The 11466-nt window shown below is 54.4% G+C and carries 6 protein-coding genes and 1 pseudogene; 6 read left to right on the forward strand and 1 reads right to left on the reverse strand.

Going from position 1 to position 11466, the window contains the following annotated elements:
• The first annotated feature begins 32 nt into the window (after positions 1-32).
• From ACFQ2I_RS12045 to ACFQ2I_RS12070, 6 genes are all read left to right on the forward strand, one after another.
• Positions 33-701 (forward strand): bifunctional 2-keto-4-hydroxyglutarate aldolase/2-keto-3-deoxy-6-phosphogluconate aldolase, encoded by a 669-nt coding sequence (locus ACFQ2I_RS12045; protein ID WP_377564473.1) that lies wholly within the window; start codon positions 33-35, stop codon positions 699-701.
• Positions 702-773: 72 nt separating this feature from the next.
• Positions 774-2159, forward strand: a complete 1386-nt coding sequence (gene fumC / locus ACFQ2I_RS12050; protein ID WP_377564475.1) for a class II fumarate hydratase — start codon at positions 774-776, stop codon at positions 2157-2159.
• Positions 2160-2329: 170 nt separating this feature from the next.
• A complete protein-coding gene (locus ACFQ2I_RS12055) occupies positions 2330-4297 on the forward strand; it encodes an ABC-F family ATP-binding cassette domain-containing protein (RefSeq protein WP_377564477.1) in 1968 nt (655 codons plus the stop codon).
• A gap of 46 nt (positions 4298-4343) precedes the next feature.
• Positions 4344-4979, forward strand: a complete 636-nt coding sequence (locus ACFQ2I_RS12060; RefSeq protein ID WP_377564478.1) for a fumarylacetoacetate hydrolase family protein — start codon at positions 4344-4346, stop codon at positions 4977-4979.
• Between the two features lie 92 nt (positions 4980-5071).
• A complete protein-coding gene (locus ACFQ2I_RS12065) occupies positions 5072-6286 on the forward strand; it encodes a GntR family transcriptional regulator (RefSeq protein ID WP_377564480.1) in 1215 nt (404 codons plus the stop codon).
• A 174-nt stretch (positions 6287-6460) separates the two neighbouring features.
• The gene (locus tag ACFQ2I_RS12070) at positions 6461-9601 is read left to right on the forward strand and encodes an alpha-mannosidase (RefSeq protein WP_377564482.1); all 3141 of its coding nucleotides are present in this window, start codon (positions 6461-6463) and stop codon (positions 9599-9601) included.
• 765 nt (positions 9602-10366) lie between these two features.
• Here the strand turns inward: ACFQ2I_RS12070 and ACFQ2I_RS12075 are convergent.
• Positions 10367-11277, reverse strand: a pseudogene (locus ACFQ2I_RS12075) (IS256 family transposase); the annotation flags it as partial.
• Between the last annotated feature and the right edge of the window lie 189 nt (positions 11278-11466).

An 11466-nucleotide genomic window follows, 5' to 3' on the forward strand; every position in this document is an offset into this window, starting at 1 on the left:
AATGAATAGTGGAGAAGGAGAGGAGTCCGAACATGAAGAAACTGAAAGTGCTGCAGCAGCTTACGGACGCCGGCGTCGTTGCCGTTCTGCGCGCGGATTCCGCCCAAGAGGTTGCCGAGATGGCTCGCCGCGCCATTAAAGGCGGGATCAAAGCGATCGAGATCACGATGACCGTTCCTTTCGCCTTGCAGGCTATTGAGGAACTAGCGAAGGAATATTCCAGCTCTGTAAGCGCTGACGCGGACAATTATGCGATTATCGGCGTCGGCACGGTGCTTGATCCTGAGACTGCACGTGCTGCCATTATGGCAGGAGCGGAATATGTGGTCGCACCTGCGCTGAATCCGGACACGATTCGCTTGTGCAATCGCTACGCCATTCCCGTCATGCCGGGGACGATGACCATTCAGGAAATTCAAAGCGCGCTGGAGCTTGGCGTCGATGTAGTGAAGCTGTTCCCCGGCAATCTGTATTCGCCGAGCGTCATTCCGTCCATTAAAGGCCCGCTGCCGCAGGCGAACATTATGCCGACGGGCGGCGTATCTCTGGATAACTTGAAGGATTGGATCAAGGCGGGAGCCGTAGCGGTAGGTATTGGCTCCGATCTGACGAAGGAAGCGGTAGCCAAGGAGGACTTCTCCATTATCGAGCAGAAGGCTGCCGCATATGTTGCTGCATACCGCGAGGCGAAAGGGCTGTAGCATGAAGCCGGCCAGGACGCGCGCAATTGAGAGTTCATCATTCATTACCTCAGCAAAGGAGTCGTTATAACGATGGATTACCGGATTGAGAAAGATACGATGGGTGAAATTAAAGTTCCGGCGGACAAGCTGTGGGGAGCGCAAACCCAGCGCAGTCTGCAAAACTTCAAAATCGGCGGCGAGCGCATGCCAATCGAAGTCGTATATGGCATGGGGATTGTGAAGAAGGCTTCCGCCTTCGCGAATCGTACGCTTGGCGTACTGGATGGAGAGAAGGCGGCCGTCATCGGAGAAGTGGTGGATGAAATTCTGAGCGGCCGATGGGACGAGCACTTCCCGCTTGTCGTCTGGCAGACGGGCAGCGGCACGCAGACAAATATGAACGTGAACGAGGTTGTCGCCAACCGCGCCAATCAATTGCTGCAGGAGCGGGGCAGTGAGACGCGCATCCATCCTAACGACGATGTGAACCGTTCCCAAAGCTCAAACGACACATTCCCGGCGGCGATGCATATCGCAGGCGTCATCGCGCTGGAGGACAAGCTGCTTCCGGCGATTGACGTGCTGAACGGCACGCTTCGCGAGAAGATGGAGAAATACGCCGACCTCGTGAAAATCGGCCGCACCCATCTGCAGGATGCTACGCCGATTACGCTGGGTCAGGAGATCAGCGGCTGGTCGGTCATGCTGGACAAGTCGCGCGCCATGCTCATGCAGAGCGTGGACACTATGCGAGAGCTGGCGCTTGGCGGCACAGCGGTGGGAACGGGCTTGAACGCGCATCCTGACTACGCGGAGGCCGTAGCGGAAGAAGTGACGAAGCTGACGGGCAAGCAGTTCGTCACCGCGATTAACAAGTTCCATTCCTTGACGAGCCACGATGCAATGGTCTACACCCACGGCGCCATCAAAGCGTTGGCTGCGGATCTGATGAAAATCGCCAACGACGTCAGATGGCTGGCAAGCGGTCCGCGCTGCGGCATCGGCGAGATTACAATACCGGAGAACGAGCCGGGCAGCTCCATCATGCCGGGCAAGGTTAACCCGACGCAGAGCGAAGCGCTCACGATGGCGGTGTGTCAGGTGATCGGCAACGATACGGCGATCGGCATGGCGGCCAGCCAAGGCAACTTCGAGCTGAACGTGTTCAAGCCGGTCATCATGTACAACTTCCTGCAATCGCTGACGCTGATGGCGGACGCGATGATCTCGTTCAATGACAATTGCGCGGTCGGCATCGAGCCGAATGAAGCGGTCATCCAGCGCAATCTGGAGCAGTCGCTTATGCTGGTGACGGCGCTCAACCCGCATATCGGCTATGAGAATGCGGCGAAGATTGCCAAGAACGCTCACAAGAAAGGCATTACGCTGAAGGAATCCGCATTAGAGAGCGGTCTTCTGACTTCCGAGCAATTCGAGGAATATGTGCGTCCAGAGAATATGATCGGAAAACGTTAATCGAGAAACAAGATAGAGAAGAAGCTGACCAGACATGGCGTTCGGTCGGCTTCTTCTTTGTAATGATAGTGAACCCGGATCCGGCATGCGTCTGATTATGCAGTGTGCTATCATGATAATGTAGCTGCCTCGCAGGCAGCACCACTATATGGATAAAGTAGGTTTGCGATATGCACTTATTATCGGTTGAACATATTTCGAAGAGTTATGGCGAGAAGGTATTGTTCCAAGATGTAACGTTCGGTGTGGAGGACGGCGACAAGATCGGCATAATCGGCGTGAACGGCACGGGCAAGTCCACCTTCCTGAAGGTGATTGCGGGCATGGAGCCGCCGGACTCCGGAGCCGTGTCGAAGGGCAATGGGGTCGTCGTCCGCATGCTCTCGCAAGATCCGCAATTCCAGGACGGCGAATCGGCTCTGGAGCATGTGCTTGGCGGAGATTCCCCGCAGCTTCGCGCTGTGCAGGCGTACGCGGCGGCCATGGAGGCGCTGGAGCTGAATCCCGGCGATGATGCGCTGCAGCAGAAGCTCATTGCGGCCAATGCGAAGATGGACGAACTGGGCGCATGGCAGCTGGAAAGTGAAGCCAAGACGGCGCTGTCGAAGCTCGGAATTGCGGATTATCATGTCGGCGTGGCTACGATGTCTGGCGGTCAGCGCAAACGTGTGGCGATGGCGGCGGCACTGCTGCTGCCGTCGGATATTCTTATATTGGACGAGCCGACGAACCATATCGACAACGAATCGGTCGCCTGGCTGGAGGGGATGCTGCAGAAGCGTACCGGAGCGCTGCTCATGATTACGCACGACCGCTACTTCCTGGATCGCGTCAGCAATCGGGTCATTGAGCTCGACCGTGGCAGCGCTTATTTCTATGAAGCGAATTACAGTCGCTTCCTGGAGCTGAAGCTGGAGCGGGAGGAGAGGGAAGCGGCTTCCGAGGCGAAGCGGCAGAATCTGCTTCGTCAGGAGTTGGCATGGATATCCCGCGGCGCCAAGGCGCGCACGACGAAGCAGAAGGCGCGGATTGAGCGGTATGAGACGCTGAAGGAAGCAGGCCCAAAAGCGGGCAGCGGCAAGTTGGAGCTATCCGTTGCATCGTCGCGGCTAGGCAGAAAAATCGTGGAGCTTCATGATGTGTCGATGGGTTTTGGCGATAAAGCGCTCTTCTCCGACTTTAGTTATACTGCAGTTCCTGAAGACCGGGTAGGCATCGTAGGGCGCAACGGAAGCGGCAAGTCGACGCTGCTGAAGCTGATCGGGGGCAAGCTGGAGCCTAAGGAAGGCGACGTCGAGCTTGGTCCAACGGTGAAGCTGGGCTGGTTCTCGCAGGAACGTGAAGAGATGGACGAGTCGCTGCGTGTCATCGAATATATCCGGGAGGGGGCAGAGCAAGTGAAGACAGCCGACGGGACGACGATCTCCGCCGGGCAGATGCTGGAGCGCTTCCTGTTCTCTCCCAACATGCAGTGGTCGCCGATCGCCAAGCTGTCGGGCGGCGAGAAGCGCCGGCTGCAGCTGCTGCGGGTGTTGATGGATGCGCCTAACGTGCTGCTGCTGGACGAGCCGACGAATGATCTGGATATTGCGACGCTGACGATCCTGGAGGATTATCTGGATGATTTCCCCGGCGTTGTGTTCGTGGTCTCCCATGACCGCTACTTCCTGGACCGCACAGTGGACAAAATTATCGCGTTCGAGGGAAGTCCGGAGTTGACGGTGCACACAGGGAACTATTCCGATTATGTAGCATACACGGATAAGCGGCAGAAGGGGGAGGGCGGTTTGGATGCGGCGGAAGGCAATGGAAGTGCAGCGGGGTCCAAGTCCAAGGCTGGCGCAGCCGTTTCGAATGCAGCGCAAGATGGAGGGAAGTCCCGAGGGAGCGAGAAGACGCTTCGCATGTCCTATAAGGATCAGCGGGATTACGAGCAGATTGAAGATTGGATCGCGGCGGCGGAGGCGGAGCTGGAAGCTGTCGAGCAAGGGATGGAAGCGGCGGCTAGCGATGCGATGCGGCTTCAGGAGCTGGCGGAAGAGCAGCAGCAACTTAATGAGAAGCTTGAGGGGCTGATGGACCGCTGGGCGGAGCTAAGCGAGCTGGCCGAGCGCATCGCCGAGCAGAAGAAGAGCTAATGGCCTTACGGAGAGCCAACTACATTCAAGAAGGCAGGTAAGTGACATGGACAATTGGAGCAAGATTCGTAATATTTACTGCATCGGACGAAATTACCGCCTGCATGCGCTGGAGCTGGGCAATGAAGTGCCGGATGAACCGCTTGTGTTCATGAAGCCGAGTCACGCCGTGGCAAAGATGGACGGAGGCAAGCTTCTGTTGCCGGGTCATCTGGGGGAACTCCACCACGAGCTGGAGATTGTGCTGGCGGTCGGTCGGGACTATGAGCCGGGTATGGCGCCGGATGCCTGTATATCCGGCATGGCGCTCGGGCTTGATCTGACGCTGCGCGATGTGCAAGCGAAGCTGAAGGCGAAGGGACAGCCGTGGCTGGCGGCGAAAGGCTTCAGGCATTCTGCACCACTTGGTCGATGGATGGCTTACCCTGGTACAGCGGCACTAGGTGAGAAGACGTTCGCGCTTCTGCGCAACGGCGCTGTCGCACAGGAAGGAAGCGCACGGGATATGCTCTTCCCGATCGCCGAGTTGATTCGCTACGTGGGCACGCATTATGGGCTGGGCGAAGGAGATCTTCTGTATACGGGAACGCCGGCCGGCGTATCCGCGCTGCATGACGGTGACAAGCTGGATCTGCTGTGGGACGGTCAAGCGGCAGGCAGTTGTACAGTGCGGTTAGTATAAGGAATGATGACATAAGTGGCAGTATGTCACATTATCCGAACATTTGATATACTTAATTGCATCGATAGGTAGGGAAAGGGTAGAAGCTGCTCATGGAGCCGAGAAAACGAACGTTGTACAGCCAAATCTATGAAGAATTGAAAACGAAAATCGAGCGGGGCGAGCTGACGGAGGAGGAACAGCTACCGACAGAGGTGGCATTGGCCGAAGCGCATGGCGTCAGCGTGATCACTTCCAAGCGGGCATTGCTGGAGCTGGAGCGGGACGGCTATATCTACCGACGTAGAGGCAGCGGCAGCTATGTGAAGCGAAGAGAACCGGAATCGGAAGAGCAGAAGGGCTATGCCGTCTCGGAGGGAAGCTTTACGAATGACGGACGCGGCGTGTCGACAGTCGGGGCAGTCAGAGCAGGAGCTGCTGCAGGCAATATCATTGCGATGGTGCTGCCGAATGAGGATTCAAGCGGTCTGATGGGGTATATTCAGGGCGCGTCGGATTACTTGAACGAGAGAGGCTACTATCTGACGGTGCATCATACGCAATCCTGTCCGGAGAGAGAGCGTGAAGGTCTCTATCTATTGACGAGACGGCCGAATATTGCAGGTATTATCTTATATCCAACCAGTATCCATAGTAATACCGACATGCTGTATGCCCTGTATATGAACGGCTTCCCGATCGTCTCCATCGACCAGTATTATGATCATCTGCCCATCGAAAGCGTAGTGTCGGACAATTATCAAGGAGGCCTTATGGCTGGAACTGAGCTGATTGCGCTCGGTCACAAGAGAATCGCGTTCGTATCCGGCAACGGCATCGCATACCGCAGCTCCGTTCGGGACCGCTTCTACGGTTATTGCGCTGCTCTTAAAGAAGCGGGTCTGAACATAGAGCCCGAACTATTCATTCACGCACATGAATATGCGAAGGGCAGAGCCGGCGACGAGAAGATCTGTCAGACTATTATCGGCCGTCTGTTGGAGTTGGGCGTAACAGCTGTTCAAGCGGAGAATGATCATCTGGCGTTGGAATTGCTTCGCGCATCGGGAGCGCAAGGGATCGAGGTGCCGGGAAGGCTGTCGATTGTCGGCTTCGATAATCATCCTATCGCTGCCAGCGCAGAGAGACCTATTACGACTGTTGCCCAGAACTTCCGAGGTATCGGAAGAGAGGCGGCTGAGCGAATAGTGGTCGGAATCAAGCAGGGCTATCGGCAACAAGTGTGCGTGACGAAGCTGGACGTAACTTGGATCGCAAGAGATTCCATAGGTGCAGTTCCTTCCCCTTTGCCGATGAACAATGAATAAAGGAGTCGGTTTGCCGGACACTCTACTACAAGGCCTGTAGCAGAGTGTTTTTTTGTTCAGCAGAAACAGAATATATGTATTTACATTGAGGCAACGAAAAGATATAATTTTTTCATGAAAAGCAATGTAATTAAATATATGTAATTGTTACATTCGATCCAGGGAGGACATACGATGTTTCTAACGGAATCCAAGCTTGAAGCGCGCATACGCGAATCATCGGAGCTGCGGTATCGGGACGCCATGCCTATCGCGGCATGGGATAGCCAGATCGATAGCGAGGGAAAGATTGGTGCTTATCCGCCGGCCGGAGGCGAGTGGACGGTCATGCGCAGCGGAGAGCGCTGGACGGGACGCGACCTGTATATATGGCTTAAGAGCAGCGTATCGGTACCGAGGGAATGGGCTGGCCGGAAGGTGCTGGGCCGATTCGACTTCGGAGATACGGGAGCTGGCAACAATTCCGGCTTCGAATCGCTGCTGTTCCTGGAAGGTCAGCCCTATCAGGGCGTAGACTCCAATCATAAGGAAGTGTTCCTGCCGGAGACGGCGGCGGGAAGTGAATTGGTGTTCGCCTTCCGTGTATGGTCGGGGCTGGAGGGCGGAGGCGTGCCGCGAGAGCAGGCGCATACGATTCAGATATCAGAAATATGCTGGCTGGATGAAGCGGCTGACGATTTCTACTATACGTCTACGGCCGTACTGGAGACGGTGAAGCTGCTTGACGAGCATGCGACGGAACGTCCGATGCTGCTCAGCGCACTGGACGGGGCGTACAGGCTGCTGGACTGGTCGCGACCAGGCTCGGACGCTTTCTACCAATCCGTCGAAGAGGCAAGAGGCGTGCTGCGCGCCAAGCTGGAGGAGATCGGCAAGCATCATCCCGTCACGGTACATGCCATCGGCCATACGCATATTGATGTTGCATGGCTATGGCGGCTGAGACATACGCGAGAGAAGTGCGCCCGTTCCTTCTCGACGGTGCTTCGATTGATGGAGCAGTACCCGGAATATGTCTTCCTGCAGACGCAACCTCAGCTCTATGCGTACATCAAGGAGGACTATCCGGACATCTACGAGAAGATGAAAGAACGTGTGAAGGAAGGTCGCTGGGAAGCCGCTGGTGGCATGTGGCTGGAGGCAGACTGCAATCTGACGAGCGGGGAGTCGCTCGTCAGACAGATCCTGCTGGGAACACGCTTCCTGCGTGATGAGTTCGGCGTAGAGTGCGATTACTTGTGGCTGCCTGACGTATTCGGCTATAGCTGGGCGCTGCCGCAGATACTGAAGAAGTCCGGCATTCATACGTTCATGACGACGAAGATTAGCTGGAACCAGTACAACCGAATGCCGCATGATACGTTCCAATGGCGGGGCATTGACGGTACGGAGATACTGACGCATTTCATCACTACACCTGAGCCTTGGTCGCAGCCGGGCTCATGGTTCTATACGTACAACGGCGTTGTCACTCCGAAGTCGGTGAAGGGAATATGGGACGCATACCGCGACAAGGAAGTGAACCGCGAGCTGCTGTTGTCTTACGGCTATGGAGACGGAGGCGGCGGCGTCAATCGGGAGATGCTGGAGATGCGCAGACGACTGGACGATATGCCGGGACTTCCGCATGTGAAGACGTCTACAGCCGGCGATTATTTCCGCGAGCTGCATGAACGGGTGGAAGCGACGGATCGTTATGTGCATAAGTGGGACGGCGAGCTGTATCTGGAGTATCACCGGGGCACCTATACCTCACAGGCTTACAATAAACGGATGAACCGCAAGTTGGAGCTGCTCTACCGTGAGACGGAATGGCTGGCCAGCTTGAGGAGCGCCTTGTCCGGCAACTGGCAGTCTTATCCGCAGCAACGTCTTAACGAAGGATGGACGATTGTGCTCCGCAATCAGTTCCATGATATCATTCCGGGCTCCTCCATATCGGAAGTGTACGAGGACAGCACATTGGAGTATGCGGAGGCTGAGAAGCTTGCGCAAGCGGAATGGCAATCGGCTGCCGCTGGATTATCAGGAGCTGACGGGGAGGGGAAAGTTACCGTATTCAATAGCGCGAACTGGAACAGGACGGAGCTTGTGAGCGTAGAGGCGACCACTCCACAGTATGGCGTATGGCTGGATGGGGAAGGGCGTACGCTTCCAGCTCAGCTTGCAGGTGAACGATGGCTCGTGCAAGTGGCTGATGTGCCGTCCATGGGCTGGTCGACGATCCGATTCCAAGCGGGTGATGCGTCTGCGGCCGGCGATCAACGGCTGCCATTCGAGCTGCGTGAGCGGGGAATCGCTACGCCTTACTATGACATCTTGTGGAATGAAGCGGGGCAATTGACTTCTGTCTTCGACCTGGAGGCGGAACGGGAAGTGCTTGCCGAAGGGAAGCGCGGCAACGTCCTGCAAGTATTCGAAGACAAGCCTCTCGCTCACGAGGCTTGGGACATCGATTTGTTCTATCAGGAGAAGTGCCGCGAAGTGACAGAGCTGGAGTCTTGTCAGTGCGTGGAAGTGGGGGCGCTCCGGGCTGTCGTTCGCTTCAAGTGGCGTTATATGGATTCAGTCATAGAACAGGATATGATCCTGTATGCGGGAGATCGAAGGATCGACTTCAAGACGACGGTGGATTGGCAGGAGCAGAAGCAACTGCTGAAGACGGCCTTCCCGGTATCTGTTCGCGCGACGGAGGCGACTTATGATGTGCAGTTCGGCAACGTCAAGCGTCCGACGCATTGGAATACGAGCTGGGACTACGCCCGATTCGAGACCGTTGGCCAGCAATGGGCGGATCTGTCTGAACGGGGATACGGCGTCAGCCTTATGAATGATTGCAAGTACGGCTATGATATTAAGGACGATACGATCAGGCTGTCGCTAATCAAGTGTGCGACCTATCCTGCGCCCGATGCCGATCTCGGCCGTCACAACTTCACTTATTCGCTGCTGCCGCATGCAGGCGACTGGCTGGAAGGCAATACCGTTCAGGAAGCGTGGGCATTGAACAATCCGCTTACATGCAAGAAGGGAATGCCGACTGAAGAGCGGTTCTCTATGCTGGAGTTGAACGGCGGCCATGTGCTGGTCGATGCGCTCAAGAAAGCTGAGGATGGGAATTGCATCGTCGTGCGCCTTCATGAATACGGCGGAGCGCGGGGCAAGGTGGAGCTCGTCAGTGAATTGCCTGTCGCCAGCTGGCAGGAGTGCGACTTGATGGAGCGCCCGCTTGGCGAATCGGTTGAGGGTATGCGGCTATCGTTCCACTTGAAGCCGTATGAGATTAAAACCTTCCTCATGCATTTGAAGGAATAAGAGGTTGTGCTAGCAGATGAAAGTACCGTGCAGCAGCTAGTGCGGCAATAAGGCCGGGCGAGAGTTGTATACAATTTCAAATTCACTATACGTGTAGCAAAGCCGCCTGCGAATTTCATTCGCAAGGCGGCCATTTATTATAATTTTGTCAAATTGTCCAAATATGGAGCCATTGCTTATTCGCGGTGCAACGGCTAATGTCGTTGATTCTCCCCTAACGGCAATGCCAATAAGTTAATCGCATGAGCTTCTTCGCGAGAAAAATCGTCAACCAACGGTGTACTTTAATGCCCTGAAAGATGTTTCAATACCCCATCCCATGTTATAAATAATATCAAACTCCTCGCCAGCAGGCAAACGCAAGCCCGAGAGAATGCATAACCTCGATCAGCGATACCAATGGTTTTGAAAATAGATTTCGGATTCACGTTATAGCCCTACGATTCTAAGAGTTCCTTATAGATGCTGTTGCCGACTATGGAAATCAGAAGATGCATAGTCGTTTCAAAGGGCAGTTTCTTCTTCCGGGTAAAATCTGTTTCAGGGTTTTTGACATAAGGTCCTGGCGCACCTTACATTTCCTGTATGATGGATGTCGTTGAAGGATATGGATGTCGATACTATGATATCGTGCAGGCGATCGTGCATTGTGTATCTTCAGAGCTTCATGTGAATAGAGAAAGATACTGAAGAAGTATCCTCATGAGGATATCTTTTTAATATATGGGGTCTGTCAAGTATTTTGTGTAAACTCTATCAAATAAATCAAAGGATGAACGGTTTAACGCGCTCTTCAAAGTGGATGGACAACTGGAGGAGGTTGCCGGTCCATTTCTTCATGACATCCATTGTGGACAAGTACAGCATCTTCAATAACGCATCGTCATTCGGGAAGATCGTTTTGCCCTTTGTGACCTTGCGAAGCTGTCGATGATAACTCTCGATAACGTTCGTGGTGTAGATGATTTTTCGCAGCTTTTCTGGATATTGAAAGAACGCAGTCAGCTCCGTCCAGTTGGTGCGCCATGACTTCACCACATGGGGATATTTCTTGCCCCACAGCTCATCAAAGGCTTCCAGTGCTGCTGCAGCAGCCTGTTCATTCACAGCCTTATAAATCGGCTTTAATGCAGCTGCGACCGCCTTCAAATCCTTGTAGGAGACATGCTTCATCGAATTGCGGATCTGGTGGACGATGCACTTCTGAACGTCTGTTTGGGGATAGACGGCCGCAATGGCTTCGCTGAAACCGTTTAGGTTATCCACACAATTAATAAGGATGTCGTTCACGCCACGGCTCTTGAGATCGTTTAATACGCCCAGCCAGAACTTGGCGGACTCATTCTCGCCGACCCACATGCCAAGCACGTCCTTGTGTCCTTCGAGATCGATGCCAATGACCATGTAGGCGGCTTTGTTGACAATGGCGTTATCCTGTCGCACCTTGTAATGAATGGCATCCATAAATACGACCGCGTATACCTGCTGCAAGGGGCGGTTTTGCCACTGCTGCACTTGCGGAAGAATACGATCGGTGATGTTGGAGACGAGCGTTGGAGAGAGTTCCACACCGTAGATGTCGTTGAAATGTGCCTGAAATCCCGTGTCGACATGACCTTGGCATACATCGAGATAATCTGGTTCTCCATACCAGAGAGGTCGTTTTGATGCTTCTTGAATGAATTGCTGTAGCTGTTCCTTTGTGAACATTCCCATCGTGTTCTCCTGCCTCTCGTTGTTTACTTCCATAGTAGTCTGAACATGACTTATGCAGTTCAATCCAAAACCAGGTAATTCGATAAGAGTCATAAAGATATCATCAAAGTTCACGAAAACCCCTTGACTTTCTGGAATCGCCACAATAA

Origin of the sequence: Paenibacillus chungangensis (assembly GCF_042675905.1) — a bacterium.
Lineage (GTDB): Bacteria > Bacillota > Bacilli > Paenibacillales > Paenibacillaceae > Pristimantibacillus > Pristimantibacillus chungangensis.

Bases quoted from the DNA above. Each gene is read 5' to 3' on its own strand.
- ACFQ2I_RS12065 (WP_377564480.1), top strand. From the start codon at position 5,072: ATGGAGCCGAGAAAACGAACGTTGTACAGCCAAATCTATGAAGAATTG.
- ACFQ2I_RS12070 (WP_377564482.1), top strand. From the start codon at position 6,461: ATGTTTCTAACGGAATCCAAGCTTGAAGCGCGCATACGCGAATCATCG.
- ACFQ2I_RS12060 (WP_377564478.1), top strand. From the start codon at position 4,344: ATGGACAATTGGAGCAAGATTCGTAATATTTACTGCATCGGACGAAAT.
- ACFQ2I_RS12055 (WP_377564477.1), top strand. From the start codon at position 2,330: ATGCACTTATTATCGGTTGAACATATTTCGAAGAGTTATGGCGAGAAG.
- fumC (WP_377564475.1), top strand. From the start codon at position 774: ATGGATTACCGGATTGAGAAAGATACGATGGGTGAAATTAAAGTTCCG.
- ACFQ2I_RS12045 (WP_377564473.1), top strand. From the start codon at position 33: ATGAAGAAACTGAAAGTGCTGCAGCAGCTTACGGACGCCGGCGTCGTT.